Source organism: Salinimicrobium terrae DSM 17865 (assembly GCF_000424665.1).
Classification (GTDB): Bacteria; Bacteroidota; Bacteroidia; order Flavobacteriales; family Flavobacteriaceae; genus Salinimicrobium; species Salinimicrobium terrae.
The window spans coordinates 287689-311637 of sequence record NZ_KE384222.1 but is presented as its reverse complement, the minus strand read 5'-3'; the positions used below and the strand labels follow the sequence as shown (position 1 = coordinate 311637).

The window sequence follows — 23949 nt, the reverse complement described above, 5'->3', positions numbered from 1 at the left end:
AGAACCTCAATATTTTTCTAAAATCCTGTTAACTGCCTGTAGCATAAGTGCTTTTTAAACTACCTTCAAGTACTAACTATCTTAAAAAAAGAATAAATTATGGGAACTCAACTGGAAAACATGGGGGATCGTATTGCCTATTTTTTACCTAATCTTTTAGGTGCTCTACTCGTCCTTCTTATAGGCTGGCTTATCGCCAAAGCTATTGAAGTCATGGTGGTAAAACTGCTTAGAAAGACCTCCTGGGATGAACGAATTTTTGGAGGAGATAATATTGACGATACGAATGTATTCGTCGGAAATATTTTCTACTATTTAATAATGATCTTCGTCCTTATAATTGCTTTGGAAGTTCTGGGGATAAGTGGCGTCCTTGCCCCGCTTGAGAATATGTTAAATGAATTCCTTTCTTTTATTCCTAATTTAATAGGCGCACTTCTTATAGGATTTATAGGTTACGTGCTGGCAAAATTTGTCGCCAACCTCATTAATATAGGCGGCGGATTACTGGACAGATGGGTAGATAAAACAGGGTTTAAAGATACCGATAAGCTGGTGAACATCTTACGGAAAATTGTGTTCATCCTAATTTTTATTCCCTTTCTCATACAGGCTTTTAACACCCTGAGACTGGATGCCATCTCAGAACCTGCAAACGATATCCTTTATGGTTTTACCGAGCTTATTGGAGAAATAGTGATCGCCGCTCTTATCCTGATTGTTTTTATATGGGGCGGAAAATATCTGGCAAATTTTTTAGAAGATCTTTTTAAAAGTATGGGCCTTGACCGTGCCGGAGAAAAAATTCAGATCGACAATATGATAGGAGCCGGACAATCCCTTTCAAGAATTATCGCAAATCTTATTTACTTCTTCCTGGTCTTCTTCGGAATCATTACAGCTGTAGAGATCCTGGGGCTTTCAAGGCTAACAGAAATTCTGCACCAAATCCTTGAAATTACAGGTCAAATTTTATTCGGACTTGTAATTCTTGCCATAGGTAATTATATCTCTTTGTTGATCTACAACACCATGACCCGCTCAAGTAAAAACCATTTTATCGCAGGGGTAATAAGATGGGCTTCACTTGCTCTTTTCATTGCCATTGCCTTAAGAACTATGGGAATAGCCAATGAGATCGTGGAACTGGCCTTCGGATTAATTCTAGGAGCTATTGCCGTAGCTGTAGCTTTAAGTTATGGACTTGGTGGTCGCGAAGCAGCGGGAGAACATTTTCGAGATATTATTCAGAAGTTTAGAAGTGAAGCAGCTAAAGCTGAAGATCCAAACCGTAATAATCCCGATGTGACAGGCAAAACCGGAAGCTCAGGAACCAGCAGTGCCACTGGCTCACGAATAGTAAAAGAGACCTCGAGTACCCCTGAAACCTCTTTTGATAAACCGGGTAATACAAAAAGTACAGACAACACTTCCAATACCGGCACAGGAAATGACCCGGACAAAGCCGGAAGTTCAACTCCACCCCGACCAGGTTCGCAGGACAAACCTGACTCTCCCGGATTCAGGTCGAAACCTATAGACCCGGGAGACAGGAATAAACCCAACACAGGTGGAAATCGCGATGTACCGCCAGTAGATCGACAGTCTGATCCTAACCGCCGGGATCAGGGAAGAGATCCCGATAAAAATGGTCCTGCAGGTGCCGGTCCAAATGATCCAATTAATCCAACTTAAAATATTAAGATCATCAAGATATTAGGGGCTGTTTAAAAGCTACCAGGTCTCCTTTCCGTTCCGAAGTTTTGGCATTCAGAATCTATTTAATCTGATTATTCAGAATATAGTAGAACATGAAACTCCCGACACGTGGACAAGTAGACTTTACCCAGGCTTTTGAGACAGCCCTTATTTAAGTATCTAGATGCAACTCAAAGGAAATTCATATTCCTATTTCTTCACCCTTTATGTAGTCCTCAAGATAATCAAAATGACTGGTGAGTCTGCCATTCTTGGTCATTCTGGCCCTTTGGAGAATTCCGTCCTTGTCTCCGTTGAAAAATGCAGGCAGTACGTTTTTCAGGAACATTTCTCCGAATCCTTCACTGGCATCTTTGGGAACTTCGCAGGGCAGGTTATCAACAGCCATAACCAGAATAGCATTTTCCTCCCGAAAATCCACTTCCCTCTCCTCTTTAGGATCATAACCGTAAAATGGTTCGGCTATGGTAGAAGGACGAATGGTACTTGCAACCGGTCCTGCAATATCACAGGAAATGTCTGCTATATATTTAATCCTGAAATCTGGTGACTTTGCATCTTCATTGGTGAAAAATACCGGAGCACCTTCCCCATAGAAATGTCCGGCTATAAAAAAATCGGCTGCATGTGTAAACCTTTCAAAATTTGATTCGTAACGTTCAGGATGGTTAAAAAACTCTGCATTACTACCAGGACTTCCATCCTTACGAGCGTTATAGTCGAGAACGTCAATCTGGCAATAAACAGAGGTATCAAAAGTGTCATTTAAAAAGTTCTTTACATCCACTTTTTTTACCTGTAAATGATCGAGAATCTCCCGCGCGCCGTGGGCAACTTTTCCGCTTCCGGTAAGTGCGATCTTTAGCGGCGGAAGGGAAATCCTGTCAAGTTCTGCCAACATGGCATTGAGGTCGGGCAGGGATTCAGCTTTGGGCAGCTCAAAAATGCCATTTTTGAGGCCTATTCCGCGGAAACCATTATAGGCCCCAACCAAACCGGCATATCTTCCGAAGCCAATGAGCCTCCCACCGGTTTCATTGATGATCACCTCATGGTCATAAAGTTCAATGTTATTTTTGAGGATCTCCCGCAGTAAATCCCGGTTGTAAGGCTGCTTTTTAATAGTGTGGGAAAAAAAGAAATACTTTTTATTTGGAACCAGATAAGGAAGCGGAACTTCCTTGACGCCCAGCATAACATCACAACTGGAAATATCCTCAACTACTTCAAAACCTGCCTGCCGATACTCCTCATCTGTAAAGATCCTTATGTCGGACCTTTCCACCATGAATTCAGCCTCAGGAAATTGTTGTACAGCTTCTTTAAGTTTTTCAGGAGAAAATACTACACGACGATCCGGGGGAGTTTTTCGCTCTTTTATAAGGGCAAATTTTATCATTTTGGAATGGCTTTTGAATTTGTTTGGATAATCTCAAAGATAAGAATTATAAAGGGGTCCAAAAAAGCCGTTTTTAATTCCTATTTTTGCGGCAGGGATTGAAGCGGCATCCCCCGATCTTTTCCGGGGATACAGCGGAAAGCCCGGTTCCTCTCAGCTTTTGAGGAGAGGAAGCCGCCATAAACATTGGCACGAAAAATGCAATAATATTGCAGAAGTTCTTTACATATTGGGGTCGACTTGGTTTTGACAGCGAGTCTAATTGAGTTGTAAGCACGTCGAGCGCTGGGAAATAGCTCGTAAATCTCATTTTTCACACTTTTTAAACGGCGAGAATAACTACGCCTTGGCAGCATAATCCGAATCATAGTAGGATTGCTCTAGTCCCTACAAGGTAGGGAGCCAAGATGTCTCGTGAAGGCCTTGATTTACGGCATTCACATAAGAGGCACCGATAAAGTAAATATAGGAACTGCAGGACCTTGATGTAGTTCCGAAATTTAATTGAGGATAAGTGCAAAGTTGGTGGTTTTCGGCCGGCTTTGCATCGAAAATTAAACGAAGACTAAACGTGTAGAAAGCTTCTGAATTGCTTGTTTGGACGAGGGTTCGAACCCCTCCGACTCCACTATTAAAAGCCGTATTTCCTTTGTTTATAAGGGTTTACGGCTTTTTTATTTCCTAATTTGTACGGTTTCTGTACGGTAACTGAAAATTAACTTCAGATCAGGTAAGGAAAATTTAATTTATCTTTGTTAGTGTTAGCATTTAGCCGTGCTAATAATTTGAACAGAAAAGAGGGTTCCCGTGTTGTGGACTAGGCAAAAATTCTGGTTAATCTGAAGAGGAAAAATTCAATGTTTTTGACACCTCTGAATTGACTTCTGAAGGCTTTTATTTTGGCATTAAATGATTCTGCAGAGGCATTGGTACTTCTGTTTGTAAAGTAGTTTAAGATTGATCTATAGTTGAGCTTAATACTATTAGCTACAGTATTGAAGGCACTAAAATCAGATTCTTCCACATCTCTGTACCAGTGCGCCATCCTTGTGAAGGCTACACCTTTATCTTTTGTTTGATTAAATATGCTTCTCAGGTTGTTCACCAGAGAATAAGCCCTGTGGATATCAGGGTATTCTTTGAAGAGGATCTCTGCACGCTTTGATTGTTTTTTTGTCCATTTTGAGGTGGCTTTGTAGAGTAGATATCTGCTTCTGGCAAGTAATTGTTTATGAGAATCACCATTTGGCAGCAACTCAGGGATATATTTGCTTCCTCTTTGCTTATTCTTTTGTAGTTGTTCATTCTCTCTGTCAATAGCTTCCCATCGGTGTTTGATTCTTAGATCCTGAAGTGCATCTATAGCTAGCTTCTGGACGTGGAACCTATCCGTTACCTGAATAGCTTTTGGGAAGCATTTAGAAGCGATATGCTTCATGGAAAAAGCCATGTCCAGTGTTATCTCCCGAACCTTGTTTCGCAGAGATGAAGGTATTTTAAGTAGTTGCTTGACGATTGGTTCTGCCTTTGTCCCTGCTATAATAGCAACCAAAGCACCTTTTTTGCCCTTAGCTTTTTTATTGGTGATGATAGTGTAGAGTTCTCCCTGGGATAGAGCTGTTTCATCTAGAGAAAGATGAGGACCGATATTTTCAGGAAAGATCAAGTAGCGTTTAGCATGTTTCTTTTCTTTCCACTCTTTAAAATCACTCAGATGATCTTTGTACTGGCGCTGCAATTTTTTGCCATTAACAGCAAAGAAGGAACCGATGGTATGACAATCAGATGCCTTCGTATCGACTAATTTCTTTTAAAAAAGCAGCGAACTCTGTGGTTAAACGAGTTCCCTGTGCTACTAAGTTCCAGTCTCTTTGAACCAGTTGACCTGTATCTTTATCTATCCATCTACGACGTCTGACATGTAGATAAACTGTATTACCTCGCAAGGGAAAATCCTGAATAGTAACTTCTTTATGGAATCCTTTAGACACTAAAAGTTTTGAGGAATGTTCCTGAGGAGGAGTATTGCGTTCCTCAAAGTAAAGGTGAAGTACTTCTTTTTCTTTTCTGCTTCTAATCAGATCAAAATGCTCTACAAGGAATTGCGGCAATACAAGCTTAAGTAAATCCAGGTAATTATCCACCTCTAGTTTTTCTGCAAATATCTGGCTTTACTTCAATATCTCCACAACATTTGAGATTGATCCGTTTAAATCAAGTCCTAAAAACAAAGGGCGTTCTTTAGTATGCTAATATAAACAAGATCATTGCAACAAAAAGATCATTAACTGTTGCTAATGATCTGTCTTTAGAGGATGCACCTTAACATTATCTGGCTGACGGTACAGTAAACACCTCAAACATTCCCTTGCTCATTGGGTCCGGAACTTCTGCAATGAAGGCATAAGTACCCGGTTTCAGGTGAGCATCAAAATATCCAACGTGAGATTCCTCCTTACCTTCCAAAGCAGGTAAGTCCTGCATTCCACCAAGGAATTCAACTCCTTCAGGGGCAGGTGTTTTAAAAGCATTGGGATCTGACCAGTTCATCCAGCTGTTCAGCTCATCAAGATCTGTATTTTCATCCAGCCTCACCAGGTGGATGTCGTGTCCCAGAAAATGAGTATAAACAGTCTGGTCCTCAAAAAAGGCTTTTATCAGATGTTTTCCCGGACGTACCTTTTTATCAAATTCTATCCCGGTTTCTGAAGAGATCCTCACCTCCATAGTGAATTTTGGCTCTTTGTTTCCATTGTGGTCCTCAGTGACCACCATTCCGGTTATCATCCCCCTGGTGGCATGGAAAACACCTTCGGAATCTTTCACATAGCACTCCAGCACATACGTCCCCGGTTCCATGTAAACTGTGATTTCAGAAATATGATTGGGTGATAATAATCCTGTGCCCCCGGAATAAATTATTTCCCCGCTCCATGCCGGTAATTCGCTTAAAGCCTGGTTCAAAGCATCTTCATCTTCTTGGGCTATAGCATCAATAATATCCTGAAAAACCGGGACTACTTCTGCCTTACTGTCTTCCACCGTTTTACCTTCAGGTAGTTTGTCAAATAAAACAAAGTGAGGATTATGGCTCCTGTTATCATATCTAAAGGTGGTCCATCCCGAAGGAATGGTCGATTGCACCTCAATGTTCATATGAGTCGATACTATATCCACTATATTGTGGTTTTTCTTAACCCCCAGATCGGCTGCGTTTATTTCCTCCTGAAGAACCGGTTCGGCCTCACAGCTAAATAACAATGCAAGGCAGAAAAGCCACACCACATTTTTTAATGTTCTTACTGATAATTGAATTGAATTTTTCATAATAATTATAATTTTAATTAATAAAATGATTTTTAAATTTTGGAATTCAGCTGCCTTTGGAACATCCTTTAACAGCATACCTTGGTGTTAATCTTTCCCTCCACCTATTCTCACGGTTTCATCCCGGGACACAGTAAAGGTTTTGAGCATATTTTTTGAAGCAGGATTCGGCACCTCCGCGACCCAGGCATAACTCCCTGATTTTAAATTGACGGTTATATATGCAGTATTTCCCTCCGGCATCTCCTGGGCTCCACCCAGAAATGTTACCGGAGCAGGAGTATTCAGCCCCTCAGGAGTGGTCCAGGTCATCCAGGAATTCAGTTCGTCCAGGTTTGTGTCCTTTTCCAGCCTCGCCAGATGTACATCATGTCCTAAAAAATGTTCATGCGGACCCTGGTCTTTATATTGCACGGCTATGGTATGGAGACCGGCGGTTGGCGTCTCATGCATTTCAATTCCTCCTTCTTTGGAAATCGCCATGTTCAGTGTAGGGACAGGTGGAGTTTCATTTAAAAGATCTTGCCTCACATCAAGCTGTTTTGTCATGGGATGAAATATCCCGCCTGTTTTTACATAGCATTCGATCACGTAGGTACCCGGTTGCACATAGACAGTAGTTTGAGCAGTTTCACCCGGGGAAACAAGACCTACTCCACCGGAAAAGATAATTTGAGCGAACCATTCTGGAAGTCTCCTAAATTCTGCAAAACCTTCATCGTTTTTTCCGGTGTTTATTAAATCCATCGCATCCCTGAATACCGGTGGAATATTTTCAAAATCGGCATAGGTGATCTGCTTCCCTTTATAAACGGGTAATTTATCGATGAGCATGAAATGAGTGAGCGGAGATTCATTACTGTACCGGAAGGTTGTCCAGCCGGAGGGAATCTCATCGGGAAGGATAAAATTCATGCCTGTTGTTTTTACTTCAACCAGATTTCCAAAGGCCGGTAATGTCACCTTCTCCACGACTACTTTTTCCTCCATATTCATTTGGTGGGACAGTTCAGACTTTTCTCCGTTCTTACAGGAAATTAGGGATCCGATAAGCAGTAATGGGATCCACAGGAAGATCAGGATTCGGAATTTGCTTTTTTGAATTCTCATATCTTTAGCTTTAGGTTGATATTCTTTTCTTCTTTTGAGGTTATGTTACTATGCTGATTATCTAATTTTTAGTAAATCTACCGCGGTTTCTTTGCTGGTTCCGTTTTATGTCTTAGATTAGAATCTAAGGGATGGATTATTAAAGACCATGACACAGTTATTTATCTTAGGACCGGCAGAAATAAGGAATTCAAAGGGGGAACTGGAGCATTCTTTTCTGGCAGGTCCCAAGCGTCTGGCTTTGCTCACTTATTTATTGCTTAGCAGGCCCAGGGGCTTTCATCGCAGGGATAGTCTTCTCCCCCTGTTCTGGCCCGATCAGGATCAAAAAAGTGCAAGAAACTCCCTTAGCAATATGCTTTATCACATTCGCAAAACCCTGGGAAAGAAAGCTATTGAGAACAGGGGAGCCGAGGAGCTCACCATTAATGCAGAAACATTTTGGAGCGATGCCCTGGCTTTTGAGCAGGCAATCGAGGAAAAAAAGCCTGAAGATGCCCTTAAATTTTACCGCAGCGATCTTTTAAAAGGTTTTCACGTGAGCGATATCTCTCCTGAATTCGATCACTGGCTGGAGCAGGAAAGAAACAGGTTCCATAGCATTGCGACAGATTCCAGTCTGGATCTTGCCGGGAAAGCCGGTGTCGAAGGAGAAGATCAAAGTCTAAAATCCTGGGCCCAAATGGCTGCCAACTTAAATCCTTTCTCTGAAGATATTCAGTTGCGGGTCATCAGCCTTCTGGATGATGCCGGAGAACCGGCTGCTGCCCTGAAAACCTATAAGACCTACACAGGACTGATAAAAAAAGAATTTGAGGAAGAGCCCGGTAAGGAGTTAAAAGCACTGGCAGAAAAAATCCGTACCCGAAGAAAACCTGTGGCAAAAACTGCCGGTAAAAAAGAAGCTGCCGGGAAGGAGTTGTCTTTCTCCATTGCTGTACTGCCGTTCGAAACTCTTGGTTCCGAAAAAGCTTCAGCTTTTACAGATGCCATTCATGGGGATATACTCACCAGGCTCTCGCAGGTTTCCGATCTTTTTGTGATCTCAAAAACCTCCGTACGGAGCTTCAGAAGCACCAAAAAAGTGCTTCCGGAGATCGCACGGGAATTACAGGTGGGTTGGATCCTCACCGGGGATGTACAGGAAATAGCCCAACAGGTAAAAGTAAGTGTCCGGCTGGTGAATGCTCCAGAAGACCGGCAGGTTTGGGCAGAGATCTATCAACGGAAATTAACTGCCGGCGAACTGTTCGATATACAGGCCGAGATCACTCAAAAGATCACTGAAGCATTAAAAATGCGACTTTCAGGTAAGGAGCGTTCTGCCATAAGACAGGTTCCTACTGAAGATCTCGAAGCTTTTCGGCTTCACGCCTATGGGCGATGGAACCTGGACCAGCGTACCGAGAAAGCAATGAGAATGGCTGAAAATTATTTCAGGCAAGCTATCTCTCATGATCCAAATTATGCCCAGGCCTGGATGGGACTGGCAGATGCTCTTAACCTTCGTCATGATTATGGGCATGAGAAAGATGGCCAAAATATACTTTCAGAAGCCAAACAAGCCGCTCAACGGGCTCTGGAACTGGATCCGGAAATGTCTGAAGCCTATGCTTCCCTCGGACTATACTATACTACTATAAGAGATGCAAAATCTGCTGTTTATAACCTGAACAAAGCTGTAGAATTAAGACCGGGTCATGCCGAGGCTCATGCCTGGTTAAGTTGGATCTTTTCATTGACAGGACACCCTGATGAAGCTCTCAAAAATGCATTGAAAGCCGTGAAACTAAATCCGCTGTCCCAGGAGGCCATCAGCAATCTATCCCTGTCATGGCTTATAAATGGAGAGTATACTAGATCTGTTCATGAAGCCGAACGTTTATTGCAGATCCAACCGGACTTTACCTCCGCTCAATTCCAGGAAGGGCTGGCTCTTTATCACCTGGGCATGTACCGGGAAGCCGATAAGGTCCTGAAAGACCTGCTGGTACCATGGACCGGCAACGGACCTCTCGCAACCAGAATTTTGAGCTGCATCAAATCCGGGGATCATCATGAGGCTGACAGGCTTTCAGAAGGAATTAAAAAAGATCAGTTTGCACTTGGACTTATACATGCGGCCCAGGGGGACCCGAACCTGGCTCTTGAAAAATTCGAAAAAATTGAACGCTGGAACTATTGGGAAATGCTGTCTATCTACCACCTCTACCCTGAACTTCTGGATCCTGTTCGCGAGAATACTCGTTTTCAACAAATACTACAAACAGTAAACAGTAACTGGGGACTGACAGATCATAAGGAACTGTCGAAAATAAAAAAGAAAAGTACTTCTGAAAGCGGTCTGAAATCCGGAAAGTGGCAAACAGAAACAGAAAGTGGATCTTATAATGCACTAGCAATACTTCCCTTTAAAGACCTTGACTCCCCGGAGCCCCGGTTTACGGATGGGATCCACGGAGATATTTTAGCTTCTCTTTCCCGAATAAAGGACCTGCCGGTCATATCGCGTACGTCTGTATGCCATTTCGATAGAACAGGAAAAGAACCCGTAAAGATAGGAAAAGAACTACAGGTATCGTGGTTACTGGAAGGTGAAGTAAAGCAGACCAGTGAAAACATAAACTTAAACTTATATCTTACCAGGATTGAGACCGGTTCCAGGATCTGGAAAAAAAGTTACCGCCAAAAATTATCAGCTGAAAATATCTTTCTAATTGAAAAGGAGGTTACAAAGGATCTGCTTGAGGTTCTAAAGGTGCATTTGTCCGGTACAGAGAAACAACGGGTGACCCGGACATCCACCACCAACCTCGACGCCTATCGCCTCTACACCCAGGGCCGCAGTTGCCTGGACCGGCGAACGGAAGCCGGAATTTACCACGGGCTGGATTGCTTCCAGGGTTCCATAGAACTGGATCCCGATTACGCCCTTGCCTGGTCCGGACTGGCTGATGCAATCTCCCTTCTTCAATATTACGGTTTTCCAATACCCAGGCACAGCCCCGATCCTTTTGAAGCAGCCACCCGGGCAGTAGAATTGAACAAATATCTTAGTGAAGCCCATACTTCTCTTGGCATTTTTTATTCCATTGATCAGCAGGGTCCTGCTGCCCTTCAGGAACTGGAGCTTGCTGTGGATCTTTCTCCGGGATATGCAGAAGCACTGATCTGGCTAGGCTGGGTCAATCTTGTCCTTGGCAGACCGGAAAAAGCAATGGAACCTGCCAAACAGGCTGTTAGACTAAATCCTTTGTCACCGGCTTTCCGGGTCTTTCTTTCAGATATTTACCTGGCAAACGAACTACTGGAGGAAGCTTTGAACGAGGCAAGGAGAGCCCGTGAGATAAATCCTGAATACGGCCTTGCCCATTATATGGAAGGTCTTGTTCTCTACCATACAGGCAATTTCGAAGAAGCAGTCGCCGCTTTTGAAAAGACCCTGTCCATCATTCCTTTTCGGGGAACCCCTAATCGGTCCGACGTCAATACTGCACTTGCATTCTCCTATTACAATTTAGGTGACAAAAATTGGGGACTGGAATTAAAGAACGACATCTACGGGAGAATAGATCCTTTTCCCCTTGCCATGCTTCAGACTCTATATGGAGATATAGATGAGGCCTTTAATACTTTTAAACGCCTACAGGACTGGTCATCCTTTTCTACTGAAACCATCCGGTATTTTTTTCCTGAAGCTCTCTCTGCCCTTAGAAAAGATAGGCGATACGAGAAACTTATTGTAAAAATTAACGAGGCATGGGGACTACCGGCTGACGGAAAGCTTTTGATTTGATCTAACTCAGAAGTCAGTTGTTATCCCGGATCTATATTATGGTTGCTCCTAAACAAATTATCAGGATCCCATTTCTTTTTGATCTCAACCAGTCGGTCATAATTTTGCACGTATGCAGCTGTCACCCTCTCTTCTTCATCATGACTCATTAGGTTTACATAAACGCCGCCCACAGTTTCTTTTTGCAGGGTTCTATGAAACTCTTCCGCCCAGTCTATGTTTTCTTTATCCTTTTCTGCTTCACCCCAACCGGGTAAAATATGCAAAGAATAAGCCTTATCTCTATGTGGAAAGGCGGTGGCGGAAGACTTTATCCTTTTCACCATCCCACCCATTGGTTCCAGATACGTCATGGTAAAAGCACCCGGTAACTGCTGAGTATATTCTTCCAAAATATCGATCGCTGTATCACTGATTTCAGAAAGATAATGAGCTTTCGTGAACCATCTTAACCCTTTTGGCACTCCCGCATCAAAGGATTTTTGAAGTGCGGTATACTCCATAGGCTGAATAAATTTAAGAAATGGATCGCCAAAATTATGCAAAGGTTGAAGCTCTTCCTTTCCTTTTTCCGGGTCTCCTGTATGACATGCGATAAAGGCGCAGGTGGTTTTCCCGTGATATTCCTTCGGAAAAGGCTCCACAGCGGGTACATTAAGAAAAAAAGCATAGCATTGCAGTTCATCTGAAGCTTTTGCCATAAAGTCCCGATAAAACTCAAGCACTTCCCGGCTCTGCTCATAGGGGAAATAAGCCTGAAAGGATAGTACTTTCCGACCTACTTTGTGCAGCCGGAACTTGAAGGACGTCACTATTCCGAAATTTCCGCCCCCGCCACGAACCGCCCAAAAAAGATCTGAATTCTCCTCTGCGCTTGCCAAAATATGCCGGCCATCTGCGGTTACGATTTCCACTGAAACCACATTATCCAGTGTCATTCCGAACCTGCGGGATAAATAACCTGAACCGCCTCCCAGGGCAAGCCCACCAATCCCTATGGTAGACACAGTCCCTGTGGTGGTAGCCAATCCATGCTTTTGAGCTGCAGCATCAAATTCCCCTACTGTAGCACCTCCCTGGACAATGGCCTTTTTGATGTTTGGGTCCACTTCTACTTTATTCATAGAAGAAAGATCTATTACTAGGCCATCATCACAAACTGAATTACCCGCATAATCATGCCCTCCTCCCCTCACGGAGAATGTCAAATCGTTTTCCCTGACAAAATTCACCGCGGCAACCACATCTGAAGGTTTTCCGCAGCGGGCGATAGCTGCCGGATATTTGTTATATAGGCCATTCCACAATTTGCGAGCCTTATCGTATCGGTCATTTTCAGGAAATATCATCTCTCCTTCGAAAACCTCTGAAAATTTTTTTATTATTTCTTCTATGGCCATGATTAAGTTTTATAACGAGTAAAAATGCGATATAGTGCCCCGGGCTTTTTGCGGCATGAATCCGAAGACTTGAATAGTTCGTGACTTCCTCTTACATCACCAAAACAATTTTTCCTGTTGTATGCAGTGTCTTGATTTGCTTTAATGCTTCGCCAATTTCATCCAAATGATATTTTTTACTAATGTTTACTTTTAATTGATCATCTTTGACAAGTTTAGAAATGTGGTCCAACTGAGTCGGATTGGGCTCTACAAAAACAAATTCAAAATTAATATCCTGCTCAATATCTCCTTTTTGAGTAAGAATCGAGACCATTTTTCCGCCTGCTTTAAGAGCCTTCAAGCTTTGTTTCATGGTTTTACCACTGGTACAGTCAAAGATAAGATCAACCCCGTCAGAATATTTTTCTTTTGTTGCCTCTCCAACATCCCGGTCGTGGTAATCTATAGTGTGATCTGCTCCCAGTGATTTCATATATTCATGGTTTTTTTCACTGGCCACGCCTATAACTTTTGCGTTCCTGGCTTTTGCCAATTGAATGGCATAACTTCCTACTCCGCCAGAAGCTCCGAGGATAAGCACTGTCTGACCTTCTTTAAGACCCCCGGCTTCATATAGAGCCTGATAAGCTGTGAGTCCTGCCAGGGGTATTGCTGCTGCCTCCTCAAATGAAATACTGCCTGGTTTACTGGCCAAACAGCTTTCCGGAAGCACAACATATTCTGCAAATGTCCCCCATTTAACTTCAGGTCTTCGTGCATAGGCATATACTTCATCTCCTACTTCAAATCGTCTTGCCGCATGACCTCTCTCCTCTATTACTCCCGACATGTCCCAACCCGGAATTACGGGCAGTTTGTGCGGCATCATATCTTTGTACGTACCGTTCAGCACTACTCCATCAACCGGATTTACTCCTGCCGATTTTATTCTTACCAGAACTTCCCCTTCCTTGAGCTCCGGAATTTTCATTTTCCCCACCTTTACTTTTTCGGGTCCTCCAAACTCTTCATATTTCGCTGCTTTCATTTCCTTCTTCATAGTTCTTGTTTAATGTTAATTACTATTGTCCTCCTGTAGAGTACATCCTTAAAATAGAAAATTGAACAGCAATATTTGGTGCAATCCCAGTTAAAATTGAATTAAATCTCTACTGCTTCCAGACTATTTTAAAAGGAACAAAATATTTATGTGCCGTATTAAACAAAAAAACCTGCCAGTTCTTTTTGCCTCAGCAGGTTTTTTGTTTTAGAAGCCTGGTCTAATGAACAGCTGAATTTTGCAGGATGGGAGATATGCAGGTAAGATGCAGCCCCCTTCCAAATCCACTATTTTGCTACCGGTGTAAACAAAAAAACCCATAAACAAGTGTTTACGGGATTTTTTATTTTTAGGCAACAATAATCTTCAGTGGCAAACAATTACCTCTATGGATTAAATTTCTAATTTTTACTGCTGCCTGCACTTGTTCACCCCCCACCACAATCATGATGAGTTCTTTAAACCATCATCTGCAGGAACAATACAAGCTCCTAAATTTCACTTATTCTCTTTTATTAAGTGATAAACCTAATATTCCATTAAAGCTTTGGAATATCAGTCATTTTTCCATTTTCCTGTTTACCAAGAACAACAACTTCCTTATTCTCTTTGTATTCCTCAATAGCCATTAAAAGTTGAGTTTTAGTATCTCTCCGGATTTTAATACCCGATTTTTGGTTTTTATTCTTGACTTCAATATAATAACCATCTCTCAGGTCTTTTGGTTTTGTAGAAGGTCTCCCCATAACAATATTTAATTTTAAATAAATTTAGATAATCAATTTCTATACCAGAATTACATTAAATTTCCCGTTTTGGAATGCCGGTTTATTTAAACCAAAAATTATCTTGCTTTCAAGCAAACGGACTATAATCCCGCGGCTCATGCTGTACAGTCACCCACTGTAGCCGGGTAAATTCTTCTAATACAAACTTCCCGTTAAACCGTCCCATTCCTGAACCTTTTTCCCCGCCAAAAGGCGCGTTAGGTTCATCATTTACGGGTTGGTCATTTATGTGGATCATTCCGGTTTCCACTTTGCGGGCAAAAGCCACTCCTCTCTCAGTATTTTTAGTAAAAACAGCTCCTGTTAAACCAAAATCTTTCGAGTTAGCTATTTTTATTGCATCTTCCTCAGTAGAATATCTAATAATTGGTGCCACAGGACCGAAAATCTCATTTTTAGCAATAGACATATCATCTGTGACATTGTCAAGAATGGTAGGTTCAAGAACATTCCCATCGGCCTTGCCTCCTATTTTTATCATAGCACCATCATTAGTACTGGATTTAATATCCTTCAGGATCCTCTCCACTTGATCGTGATCAATAAGCGGGCCTACCAGCACCACATCTTCGGAAGGGTTTCCGTATTTCAGCTGCTTCGTGGCTTCTACAAATTTTCGAACAAATTCATCAGCGATTTTTTCGTGAACCACAAATCTATTTACAGACATACATATTTGTCCCTGATTCATAAACTTTCCGAAGGTGGCAGCTTTAACAGCTAAGTCAATGTCAGCATCTTCCATTACAACAAAGATGTTATTTCCTCCCAGTTCCAGAGAAACCTCCTTTAAGTTTTCACCTGCTATCTTTCCTATATTCCGTCCAACCGGCGTAGATCCGGTAAAGGAAATATGATGTGGAATAGGATGCTTTACAAAATCATCTCCAATACTGGAACCTTTTCCTACCACCACGTTCAAAACACCTTTTGGAAGTCCGGCTTCCTCGAAGATTTTCGCTGTTAAGGTAGCTCCTGTTACCGGAGTAGAAGAAGCAGGTTTAAGTACAACTGTATTCCCTGTTGCTATAGCGGGAGCAACAGATCTCATGGAAAGGTTCATGGGAAAATTCCACGGACTAATAATTCCAATTACTCCAAGAGGTTTTCTATAGGCACGGCTTTCTTTTCCGGGAGTGATCGAATCATAGATGTATCCATGACTGCGGGTTGGAAAAGAAGCAGACTCTTTCATTATCCCCTGGGTGATCTGGATTTCCACTTCTGCCTTTACCCGGGAGCTACCGCCTTCTTTGATAAGCCATTCTATGATCTCTTCTTTTCTGTCTGAGATAATTTTAACAGCCTTCTGAATTACAGCTGAACGCTCCTGCGGCAAAGCTTTTCCCCATTTGATGGCCGCTTGCTTTGCAGCTTTGTAAGCTTTATCGACATCTTCTTTATTTGCTCCTTTAAAGCTGTTAATTTCGGAATTATCAAACGGATTGACATTCTTTATTTCAGAATCATCATTTCCTTCTACCCATTCTCCGTTGATAAATTGTTTATTCAGGTTCCTGTACTTTTCCATTTTTGTTTTTAAAATAGGAAAAACAACTTCGGAAGGCAGTTAAGGAACTGGTAAAAGATGAATTCGGTTATGTGATCCGGATTAAATTAATCTGGTCATGAATTACTCACTCATGCCTGAATGCCGCCAAAACCCTAAAAATGTGCATCACCGCGGGAAATACAGCGTCCATTGATTCTGCTGCACCTTTAGTAGATCCCGGAAGAGCGAGGACAAGTGTATTTCCTCTTAGACCGGAAACAGATCGGGATAACATCGAATACGGGGTTCTTTCCTGCCCATAATTTCTTATTGCCTCCTCTATTCCCGGAACCGGTCTATCCAGTAGTGGTCTTACCGCCTCCGGGGTCACATCCCGGGGTGAAACACCTGTCCCGCCGGTAAGAATGATCATATTAACACCGGTGTCACATTTTTGTTTGATTAGATTCTGAATCTGCTCTTTCTCATCGGGAATAATGAGGTAGTCCTCCAGAGTTACTTCATAAGTTACCAGCTTTTCGATAATGGCTTTCCCTGCTCTATCCTCTTTTTCCCCGGCAGAAATTGAATCAGAGCACACAATAACTGTTGCCCGAAGATCATTTTCTTCTACGACTTTTTTGTAATCTGTTTTTCCGCCTTTTTTTTCCAGAAGCCTTATATTTTCAATGCTGATGCCTTTATCAATCGGCTTAAGCATATCATACATCGTGAGAGCGACTACTGAAGCTGCATGCATAGCTTCCACCTCAACCCCCGTTTTATAAATGGTATGCACTTCCACTTCTATAAAAACAGCCAGTTCTTCAATGCGATATCTTACGTTCGTGTACTCTATTGGCAGAGGATGACAGTCCGGGATCATATCACTGGTCCTTTTGGCTGCAAAAAGTCCGGCGGTTTTTGCCATTTCAAAGACATCTCCCTTAGGCACCTTCCTTTGCTCCATGGCTTCTATTGTTTTGGAATCACTTACACGAACCACGGCCTGTGCAATGGCTTTTCTAAGGGTGTTGGATTTATGGGTAATATCTACCATATATTTATTTTCAGGTGTTTTCTTTCCAGGTGGCTTCTTCGCTTTCCAGCAGCTCTTTCCCCCAAACCGGAAGTTCTTTTTTTATGCGCTCCACCAGTTCCTCGCAGGCATTAATGGCCGCCTTACGGTGTTTTGAAGAGGTAAAAACAAAAAGGCTGATCTCCCCTACTTTCACTTCACCCAGACTGTGATAAATATGCATACAGGTAAGCGGATATTTTTCAAAAATAGCCTCCCGTATTTCAAAAGCTTTTTCAAGTGCCATATCTTCATAGGCGGTGTAATCTATTGCGCGAACTGTACTGCCTTCCTTTTCATCTGCCCGTATCTGGCCCAGGAAAATTGAATGGGCGCCAATGTCTGTTTTTGAACTGTGATTTTGAATAGAAGTCGCTATTTTCTCGCTGGAGATAGGCCCTTCTACAAATATATTCTTAGGTTTTCGTGTCATTTTTCTTCTGAATTTACTGGGGAAGCAGGATGCAAAATTCCCCCTTCCACCGAAAATACTTTTTTCTCCGGAAATTGCTTCTTCAGCTCCCCGGCCATTCGATCACTTCGCTGTCCGCTTTTACAGAAAAGAATTATATTCTCAAAGGAACGGACTCTCTCCTGATCCTCTGCTAAAACCGAAATAGGAATCTGATCGATATCCTCCCGCTTTAAAAGTGGCTCCTCATCTGGCTCCCGAATATCCACCAGGATACTACTCTTCAAATTTTGTTTCCAGTCCAATGCCTTTTCCCAGCTAATGTTTTCTGAAAGTCCGCAGGTAATATTATAGTCTTTGCTTCTGAAAGCATCTTCACTTGACGGAATTCCTTTTTCTGAATCAGAATTAGGAGAAACAGCAACTTCAAAGAACCCGGAAGTTTTAAGGTTGTAGAAAAGCACTTTATTTGTCAGCACTTTTCCAAGGCCCGAAATGATCTTAATAGCTTCGGTGGCCTGAAGCGTACCAATCAAGCCCGGAAGCACTCCAAGTACTCCGGTTTCGCTACAGTTGGGAACCTCATGAGACTGCGGCGGATCGGGATAAAGGTCACGGTAATTTACCGGTGTTTCGCCGTAATTAAATACCGTTACCTGTCCTTCATATTGATAAATTGCTCCCATCACCAGCGGCTTATTTAACAGCATACAGGCATCGTTGATCATATAACGGGTGCCAAAATTATCGCTACCATCCAGCACGAGATCATATCCAGAAAGAATTTCTAGTGCATTTTTGTTATTTAGAAACTCCGGAATAACGTTGAAGGTTATGTCAGGGTATTTTTCTTTTAGCAGCTCTGCTGCGGTTTCGGCTTTTGGTCTTCCGGTATGCTGCTGCCCGAAAAGGGTTTGGCGGTTCAGATTTGATTCGCTGATGTTATCTCCATCTGCAATACCAATCGTGCCGACTCCGGCGGCGGCCAGGTGCAAAAGCGCGGGACAACCCAGGCCACCGGCTCCAACCACCAGCACACGGGCTGCTTTTAATTTCTGCTGACCTTCATGGCCAAAATCGGGTAATATGGTTTGTCTTTCGAACCTGCTCATCCTCCTGAGAATGGCGGCAATAAAGCGATCTCCTCACTACCTTTTAAAGGCGTCTTCTCCTGTACAAGCTGTTTATCTACAGCCAGGGAAAACTTCAGATCTTCCAAAAAAGGATATTCTTGATTCAAAGCCTTGAGCAGCTCATCTGAATCTTTTTGATACGGGAATTCAAACTTCGGCTGTGGCAACTTTTCGGCCAGCATTCCGAAGCTTTTTATAGTAAGTGGCTCCATCGTTCTTCTGCTTCTTTCAGTTCTTGCTTGTTGTTAATATTTCGGAAACACCACGGCATTTCCTTAGCCACGGAAGGTAGTAAAGTGGGCGGATTCTTTAAAATGAAATCGGTCATTTTTAACTCTTCCGAAGCAATTAAATTCTTTACAATTTTCTTTAAATGCACCGGGTAAGCCGCGAATAAAGGATTGATCCTGTCCTTTACCAGTGCAGCTGTTATATGCTCCTCATCGGCTGCCCGTAACAACAGCTTTATAGCTTCAGAAGTAATAAAAGGAATATCGCAGCTTATAAGCAGTACTACCTCAGCATCTGTATTGTTTAGAGCCGTCAGTAAACCTCCCATGGGACCTTTTTCCTTCACCAGGTCGTTGCATACCGGGAGACCGAACTTTTCATATTCAGGATTATTGGCAATGATCTTTACGGGCAATTCTGTTTCCTCCAGTGCCTTAAGTACATAGGAAATCATGGGTTTCCCATTCAATTGGACAAGGCCTTTGTCAGTCCCCATTCGGCTGCTTTTACCTCCTGCCAGCACAAAAGCTTCTATTGCAGGATAAAACATCAGGACAAGATCAATTTAATCGCTGCTCCTGCCAGTACGAAAGTGAGCAGATGCTTTACGAATTTTACATTAAATCTTAGGGCCCCAAAATAGCTGCCCAGAATTCCACCAATAATAGCAGGCGGGATAAGGATCCATAATGTTTGGTTGTCTATTAAATTAAAGCCCGTAGTGCCCAAATAACCGGCAACGGAGTTTACAAATATAAAGATCGCGCTAAGAGCGGCTGTTTGGCGTACATTAGTCCAACCTAACATTAGAAGTACAGGAGAAAGAATGATCCCTCCACCAATTCCAATGAGTCCCGAGAAAAATCCTATAAGAATTCCTATGAGCGGAGGCACCCAGATTTTATCTCGTAGAATGATCTTGTCATTTTTAGGGAAAGCTCCTAAAAAATTAAGTATGGGAAAGAGTAGCAGTACGCCAAGAATGTTTTTGTAAATTGCTGATTCTACTACGACCAATCCACCCAGGAAAGCCGCCGGAACCGAAAATATCACCAGCTGCAGGAAAAGATTTTGAGGAAATTCACAGGACCTGCGATGGTTCATGAAAGCGATAAAGGAAACTGCCATATTCAGCAATAGAGCGGTGGGTCTTATCTCTTCAGGTGCAAATCCTGCAAGGGCGAGGATCATCAAATAACTGCTCGCTCCCCCATGTCCCACAGAGGCATAGAAAAAAGCCGCCACGGGTAACAGAATAATCAGGTATATGAAGAGTTCGCTTTCCACTGATAAGATTGTTCATTCATTAAGGTCCATCTGCCACAAATATAACCTGAAAAAGTCTAAGGCTTTAAAGATTATAAACCTTAACCATTGTTCCTTTTGGCACCACTGCCATCTCCTCATCCAGCTCTACCAGACAGTCGGCGGTGCTAAATGCCTGCAGATTGAAAGATTGCTGTCCTGTCAAAAGTGTCACTTTTCCATCCTCTTTTTTTCCTTTCATAAAGAAGGTAAAACCGGGTTTTTTTCGGGTTTCTTCAGACAGAGTCAGTTCCAGATCGGGCTGCCACACCTGCTCTTCTCCCATTATTGTCTTTAGACAGGGTTGGACGTATTGATTAAAGCAGCTTAAAACTGAGGCAGGATTCCCCGGAAGAGCGAAAACCCATTTTTCCTCTTTTTTTCCGGCGTAAAATGGCTTTCCGGGACGCTGTTTTATCTTATAAAAAAGTTCCTTTACGCCGGCACTTTCAAGACATTCCTTTACAAAATCGTAATCCCCAACAGAAATTCCGCCGCTAAGGAGCAGCACATCATTTTCAGCCAAAGCTTTATTGATCGTCTGTTGTAGCTCATTTTTATCATCCTGCGCACGCAAGGCAGTTATTTCCCCGACTCCCGTCTTTTTCAGTAAAGCTTCCAGCATAGGTCCGTTGGAGTTGTAGATTTCCCCGTCCATTAGCTGTTCCCCTACTTCTTTCAGTTCATTTCCAGTAACCACACAGCCTACTAAAGGCGGTGTAAAAATTGCCACTTTTGAAACCCCTACAGAAGCCAGCAAACCAATTATTCCCGGAGTAATCCTTGCTCCCTTTTGAAGGATCTTTTCCCCCTTCTTACATTGGGAGCCTTTAAGGCGGACATTACTACCTGTAGTTATTTTACCTGAATTGTAATAGATGCTATTATTTCCCTGCTTGTCAATTAATTCCTGCTGAATCACCGTATCGGCTCCTTTTGGCATTTTTGCACCTGTGAAGATCCTTACAGCCTCTCCCGGACCCACTTCAATTGACTCAGTGTCCCCTGCCTGTACAAGACCGGAAACTTTCCAATGCCTGTATTTTTCGTGGAATTGCATCGCATATCCATCCATTGCCGAATTGTCAAAAGACGGTACATCCATGGGAGAATGTATATCTTCAGCCAGTATTTTGCCTAAACTTTGCTCTAATTTAAATTCTGAAATTCTGCCTTTTTCGCAGTTCCGGGACAGGATATCCTTTGCTTCTTTTACTGAAATCATCCGCCGATTTTGATCATGCTTCGGTTCTTCAGTTCAGAAGCATCGGCTCCTTTATAGCTTTTCGAGAATTGTCCGCCCATAACAGCGTGCTTTCTTAGAACTGAATTTCTAATGAAAGGCACAATATCTTCACCTTTGCGAAGGGTTCCCAAGAGATCCATTTCCTCACTTCCGAAGAGACAGTTCTTCATTTTACCGTCGGCTGTTAACCTCATCCTGTTACAATCGCAGCAAAAATGTTCACTCATCGTGGTAATAAAAGCAAAAGTTCCTTCGTGACCTATAACTTTGTACTTTTTTGCTGTGGCATGTGGCTCATCTTTTAGCTTTACCATGTCATACTCCTGCTCTACCCACTTGAGCATCTGTGAGGCAGTCACAACTTTTTTACTATTCCAGTGATTACCCTGAAATGGCATGAATTCTATCATCCTTACATGGAGTGGAAGATCTTTAGTAATTGCCACAAAATCTAAAATTTCCTTCTCGATCACTCCTTCTATGGCTACCGTATTGATCTTAATCCTAAAACCTTCATCTAAAAGCAACAGAATATTGTCCCAAACCTGCGGGAATTGATCTCTTTTTGTAATCTCTTTAAAAGTATCCCGGTTTAAAGTATCGAGACTTATGTTCAAAGAATTGACTCCAGCAGCCTTTAATTGGTCAATGTATTTATGTATTAGAACCGCATTTGTGGTAAGGCTTATTTCAACAGGTAAACGAGATAACCTGCTCAATATCTCCGGAAATTCTTTACGAACCAGTGGTTCTCCACCAGTAAGCCTGATCTTATTTACCCCGAGATCCACAAAAGTTTTTGCTATCTGCTCAATTTCATCCACCTGCATAAGATGCTTATTTGGCAAACACTGAATATTCTCGTCGGGCATACAATACTGACAGCGAAAATTGCAGCTGTCTGTAAGGGAAATCCTCAGATAATCATGTATCCTGGCGTGGGTGTCTATAAGCATTTAATGAAATTTATTTTCCCGAAGATAAGGACAAGTGAACAGGTAACAATGCTATAGGTTTGCTTATATGGCAAAGAATAGATGGCAATTCCTGAACTTAAACCTATGTAATTACAGCCGTTTTTACGGATTCCTGCTGGGACTCACCATTGGTTTATTTTTCGAATCCTTTCGCAGGGGCTCCGGAAGATACCTTAATAACCAAATAGAAGCTATTGCCATAAGAAGAGATCCTATAAAGGTCGTCAATGCAAAGCCAAAGTTTTCCTCCAGTGCATTATTTAAGGCACCGAATAAAAGCCAGATCTGCATACTTATAAACAGGATTTGTAATAAGATTATTCCCGTTAATATAGTATTTGTTTTATTGGGATGAGCTTCGTTCTGTGATTTTCTAAAATTACTCATACTGCTCGATTTTCGCGTTCTCCTTCTCTTACATACACCTTACCTTCCCTAACTACTACTTCCAGCTGGGGCAAAGGTCTGGGAGGAGGTCCCTGGAGCACTTCACCAGTGTCTGCACTAAACCATCCATTATGACACGGACATTCAATTTTATTTACATCCTCCCTGTATCTTACGGCACATGTGAGATGAGTACATTTTTGCTCAAATGCCCGCCACTTGTTCTCCTCCAGGCGAATAAGGATATAAGGGATAAGGTCTTCCCCTCCTATTTCAAACTGAAGCATTTCTCCTACAGGTACTTTGTCGGCATCGACAACAAAATGCTCCCCTTCCAGCCTTTCATCAGGAAAGGCCATTGCCCGGATTACAATGAAACCGTTACTAAGTGCAAAAGCACCGGAAAGCAATCCCAGAAACTTAGCAAATTCTCTGCGACTTACGTGTGTGGCCCGTTTACTTTCAATTGGAAAATCTGCCTTCCAACTTGGTTCTTTACCTGAATCTTTTTTTGCCATATTTTTTAATTTATGGAATAAGTAATGATTGTGTTCCTTTTGGCATCATGACGTTAACTTTCGTGTTAACTTCCTGTTGTCCAAAAAAGAAGGAATTTACCGGCTCACTATCGGGCCGCATTTTTTCAATTTCAGCTCTTGTTCCGTAGAATAAAGCCTGACTTGGACAAACTGTAGCGCACATAGGTTTCTTTCCGGCACTGGTCCTGTCATAACATAAGTTACATTTCATCATCAATTCGGCTTCTTCCATTTTCTTGGGAACTCCAAAAGGACAAGCCAATACACAATTGGAACATCCAATGCACCTGGAAGTATTAGCGGAATGCACTACACCAAACTCATCCTGATGAATAGCATCTGCCGGACAAACATTCGCACAGGTTGGATCCTCACAGTGCATACACACCTGAACCGTAGTTTGCGGACTTTTTTTCCTGTCTACATAGTTCACATGGATCATACTTTCCTGCCCATTCGTTTCACATTCAGCACAGGCCATCACGCAGGCCTGGCAACCTATACAGCGTTGCATGTCTACGAAAAAGGCCATTTCCTGGTCATAATTTGTTTCCGGCATAATTTGGTT

Annotated in this window: 22 protein-coding genes and 1 other RNA gene; 3 read left to right on the top strand and 20 right to left on the bottom strand. The window is 42.4% G+C overall.

Features of this window, described 5'->3' with window-relative positions; translation table 11 throughout:
- Positions 1–99: 99 nt before the first annotated feature.
- Positions 100–1695 carry a mechanosensitive ion channel gene (locus tag H148_RS18150; RefSeq protein ID WP_083961708.1) on the top strand — a complete coding sequence of 532 codons (1596 nt, stop codon included), beginning with the start codon at positions 100–102 and terminating at the stop codon, positions 1693–1695.
- A 205-nt stretch (positions 1696–1900) separates the two neighbouring features.
- On the opposite strand, the gene H148_RS0115925 is transcribed toward H148_RS18150, so the two are convergent.
- Positions 1901–3118, bottom strand: coding sequence for an NAD(P)-dependent oxidoreductase (locus H148_RS0115925; RefSeq protein ID WP_211223001.1), 1218 nt, complete (start codon positions 3116–3118; stop codon positions 1901–1903).
- Positions 3119–3349: 231 nt separating this feature from the next.
- Here H148_RS0115925 and ssrA point away from each other — a divergent pair.
- Positions 3350–3749, top strand: a transfer-messenger RNA (tmRNA) gene (gene ssrA / locus H148_RS18545).
- 186 nt (positions 3750–3935) lie between these two features.
- Here ssrA and H148_RS0115920 read toward each other — a convergent pair.
- From H148_RS0115920 to H148_RS18145, 4 genes are all read right to left on the bottom strand, one after another.
- On the bottom strand, positions 3936–4889 hold the full coding sequence (locus H148_RS0115920) for an ISAon1 family transposase (RefSeq protein ID WP_029035683.1): 954 nt from the start codon (positions 4887–4889) through the stop codon (positions 3936–3938).
- Positions 4890–4899: 10 nt separating this feature from the next.
- Positions 4900–5262 (bottom strand): ISAon1 family transposase N-terminal region protein, encoded by a 363-nt coding sequence (locus tag H148_RS0115915; RefSeq protein WP_029035682.1) that lies wholly within the window; start codon positions 5260–5262, stop codon positions 4900–4902.
- Positions 5263–5446: 184 nt separating this feature from the next.
- A complete protein-coding gene (locus tag H148_RS0115910) occupies positions 5447–6445 on the bottom strand; it encodes a hypothetical protein (RefSeq protein WP_156877280.1) in 999 nt (332 codons plus the stop codon).
- Positions 6446–6532: 87 nt separating this feature from the next.
- Positions 6533–7555, bottom strand: a complete 1023-nt coding sequence (locus H148_RS18145; protein ID WP_037325466.1) for a hypothetical protein — start codon at positions 7553–7555, stop codon at positions 6533–6535.
- Between the two features lie 148 nt (positions 7556–7703).
- Here H148_RS18145 and H148_RS0115900 point away from each other — a divergent pair, with 148 nt between their 5' ends.
- Positions 7704–11351, top strand: coding sequence for a tetratricopeptide repeat protein (locus tag H148_RS0115900; RefSeq protein ID WP_029035680.1), 3648 nt, complete (start codon positions 7704–7706; stop codon positions 11349–11351).
- Positions 11352–11371: 20 nt separating this feature from the next.
- On the opposite strand, the gene H148_RS0115895 is transcribed toward H148_RS0115900, so the two are convergent.
- From H148_RS0115895 to H148_RS0115825, 15 genes are all read right to left on the bottom strand, one after another.
- The gene (locus H148_RS0115895; RefSeq protein WP_051286555.1) at positions 11372–12751 is read right to left on the bottom strand and encodes an FAD-binding oxidoreductase; all 1380 of its coding nucleotides are present in this window, start codon (positions 12749–12751) and stop codon (positions 11372–11374) included.
- 91 nt (positions 12752–12842) lie between these two features.
- Positions 12843–13793, bottom strand: a complete 951-nt coding sequence (locus tag H148_RS0115890) for an NADP-dependent oxidoreductase (protein ID WP_051286553.1) — start codon at positions 13791–13793, stop codon at positions 12843–12845.
- Positions 13794–14332: 539 nt separating this feature from the next.
- On the bottom strand, positions 14333–14539 hold the full coding sequence (locus tag H148_RS0115885; RefSeq protein WP_029035677.1) for a hypothetical protein: 207 nt from the start codon (positions 14537–14539) through the stop codon (positions 14333–14335).
- 109 nt (positions 14540–14648) lie between these two features.
- Positions 14649–16112 carry an aldehyde dehydrogenase family protein gene (locus H148_RS0115880; protein ID WP_029035676.1) on the bottom strand — a complete coding sequence of 488 codons (1464 nt, stop codon included), beginning with the start codon at positions 16110–16112 and terminating at the stop codon, positions 14649–14651.
- 106 nt (positions 16113–16218) lie between these two features.
- The gene (gene moaCB / locus H148_RS0115875; protein ID WP_029035675.1) at positions 16219–17133 is read right to left on the bottom strand and encodes a bifunctional molybdenum cofactor biosynthesis protein MoaC/MoaB; all 915 of its coding nucleotides are present in this window, start codon (positions 17131–17133) and stop codon (positions 16219–16221) included.
- Between the two features lie 10 nt (positions 17134–17143).
- Positions 17144–17584, bottom strand: a complete 441-nt coding sequence (locus tag H148_RS0115870; RefSeq protein WP_029035674.1) for a molybdenum cofactor biosynthesis protein MoaE — start codon at positions 17582–17584, stop codon at positions 17144–17146.
- Positions 17581–18675 carry a HesA/MoeB/ThiF family protein gene (locus H148_RS0115865; protein ID WP_029035673.1) on the bottom strand — a complete coding sequence of 365 codons (1095 nt, stop codon included), beginning with the start codon at positions 18673–18675 and terminating at the stop codon, positions 17581–17583. The genes H148_RS0115870 and H148_RS0115865 overlap by 4 nt, the downstream gene beginning before the upstream one ends.
- Entirely contained in the window at positions 18672–18908 is a 237-nt protein-coding gene (locus H148_RS0115860) for a MoaD/ThiS family protein (RefSeq protein WP_029035672.1), read from the bottom strand. Before H148_RS0115860 ends, H148_RS0115865 begins: the two co-directional genes overlap by 4 nt.
- Entirely contained in the window at positions 18890–19477 is a 588-nt protein-coding gene (gene mobA / locus H148_RS18140) for a molybdenum cofactor guanylyltransferase (RefSeq protein WP_051286552.1), read from the bottom strand. Before mobA ends, H148_RS0115860 begins: the two co-directional genes overlap by 19 nt.
- A complete protein-coding gene (locus tag H148_RS0115850) occupies positions 19477–20214 on the bottom strand; it encodes a sulfite exporter TauE/SafE family protein (protein WP_029035671.1) in 738 nt (245 codons plus the stop codon). Before H148_RS0115850 ends, mobA begins: the two co-directional genes overlap by 1 nt.
- A 64-nt stretch (positions 20215–20278) precedes the next feature.
- On the bottom strand, positions 20279–21457 hold the full coding sequence (locus tag H148_RS0115845) for a molybdopterin molybdotransferase MoeA (RefSeq protein WP_029035670.1): 1179 nt from the start codon (positions 21455–21457) through the stop codon (positions 20279–20281).
- Positions 21454–22434: a GTP 3',8-cyclase MoaA gene (moaA, locus tag H148_RS0115840; RefSeq protein WP_029035669.1), complete on the bottom strand. Its 981-nt coding sequence runs from the start codon at positions 22432–22434 to the stop codon at positions 21454–21456. The genes H148_RS0115845 and moaA overlap by 4 nt, the downstream gene beginning before the upstream one ends.
- 123 nt (positions 22435–22557) lie before the next feature.
- Positions 22558–22842 carry a DUF6755 family protein gene (locus H148_RS18135; RefSeq protein ID WP_051286550.1) on the bottom strand — a complete coding sequence of 95 codons (285 nt, stop codon included), beginning with the start codon at positions 22840–22842 and terminating at the stop codon, positions 22558–22560.
- Positions 22839–23360, bottom strand: coding sequence for a QcrA and Rieske domain-containing protein (locus tag H148_RS0115830; protein ID WP_029035668.1), 522 nt, complete (start codon positions 23358–23360; stop codon positions 22839–22841). The genes H148_RS18135 and H148_RS0115830 overlap by 4 nt, the downstream gene beginning before the upstream one ends.
- A 10-nt stretch (positions 23361–23370) precedes the next feature.
- The gene (locus tag H148_RS0115825; protein ID WP_029035667.1) at positions 23371–23940 is read right to left on the bottom strand and encodes a 4Fe-4S dicluster domain-containing protein; all 570 of its coding nucleotides are present in this window, start codon (positions 23938–23940) and stop codon (positions 23371–23373) included.
- Positions 23941–23949: the final 9 nt, after the last annotated feature.

Bases quoted from the DNA above. Each gene is read 5' to 3' on its own strand.
- H148_RS18150 (WP_083961708.1), top strand. From the start codon at position 100: ATGGGAACTCAACTGGAAAACATGGGGGATCGTATTGCCTATTTTTTA.
- H148_RS0115925 (WP_211223001.1), bottom strand. From the start codon at position 3,118: ATGATAAAATTTGCCCTTATAAAAGAGCGAAAAACTCCCCCGGATCGT.
- H148_RS0115910 (WP_156877280.1), bottom strand. From the start codon at position 6,445: ATGAAAAATTCAATTCAATTATCAGTAAGAACATTAAAAAATGTGGTG.
- H148_RS18145 (WP_037325466.1), bottom strand. From the start codon at position 7,555: ATGAGAATTCAAAAAAGCAAATTCCGAATCCTGATCTTCCTGTGGATC.
- H148_RS0115900 (WP_029035680.1), top strand. From the start codon at position 7,704: ATGACACAGTTATTTATCTTAGGACCGGCAGAAATAAGGAATTCAAAG.
- H148_RS0115895 (WP_051286555.1), bottom strand. From the start codon at position 12,751: ATGGCCATAGAAGAAATAATAAAAAAATTTTCAGAGGTTTTCGAAGGA.
- H148_RS0115890 (WP_051286553.1), bottom strand. From the start codon at position 13,793: ATGAAGAAGGAAATGAAAGCAGCGAAATATGAAGAGTTTGGAGGACCC.
- H148_RS0115885 (WP_029035677.1), bottom strand. From the start codon at position 14,539: ATGGGGAGACCTTCTACAAAACCAAAAGACCTGAGAGATGGTTATTAT.
- H148_RS0115880 (WP_029035676.1), bottom strand. From the start codon at position 16,112: ATGGAAAAGTACAGGAACCTGAATAAACAATTTATCAACGGAGAATGG.
- moaCB (WP_029035675.1), bottom strand. From the start codon at position 17,133: ATGGTAGATATTACCCATAAATCCAACACCCTTAGAAAAGCCATTGCA.
- H148_RS0115870 (WP_029035674.1), bottom strand. From the start codon at position 17,584: ATGACACGAAAACCTAAGAATATATTTGTAGAAGGGCCTATCTCCAGC.
- H148_RS0115865 (WP_029035673.1), bottom strand. From the start codon at position 18,675: ATGAGCAGGTTCGAAAGACAAACCATATTACCCGATTTTGGCCATGAA.
- H148_RS0115860 (WP_029035672.1), bottom strand. From the start codon at position 18,908: ATGGAGCCACTTACTATAAAAAGCTTCGGAATGCTGGCCGAAAAGTTG.
- mobA (WP_051286552.1), bottom strand. From the start codon at position 19,477: ATGTTTTATCCTGCAATAGAAGCTTTTGTGCTGGCAGGAGGTAAAAGC.
- H148_RS0115845 (WP_029035670.1), bottom strand. From the start codon at position 21,457: ATGATTTCAGTAAAAGAAGCAAAGGATATCCTGTCCCGGAACTGCGAA.
- moaA (WP_029035669.1), bottom strand. From the start codon at position 22,434: ATGCTTATAGACACCCACGCCAGGATACATGATTATCTGAGGATTTCC.
- H148_RS18135 (WP_051286550.1), bottom strand. From the start codon at position 22,842: ATGAGTAATTTTAGAAAATCACAGAACGAAGCTCATCCCAATAAAACA.
- H148_RS0115830 (WP_029035668.1), bottom strand. From the start codon at position 23,360: ATGGCAAAAAAAGATTCAGGTAAAGAACCAAGTTGGAAGGCAGATTTT.
- H148_RS0115825 (WP_029035667.1), bottom strand. From the start codon at position 23,940: ATGCCGGAAACAAATTATGACCAGGAAATGGCCTTTTTCGTAGACATG.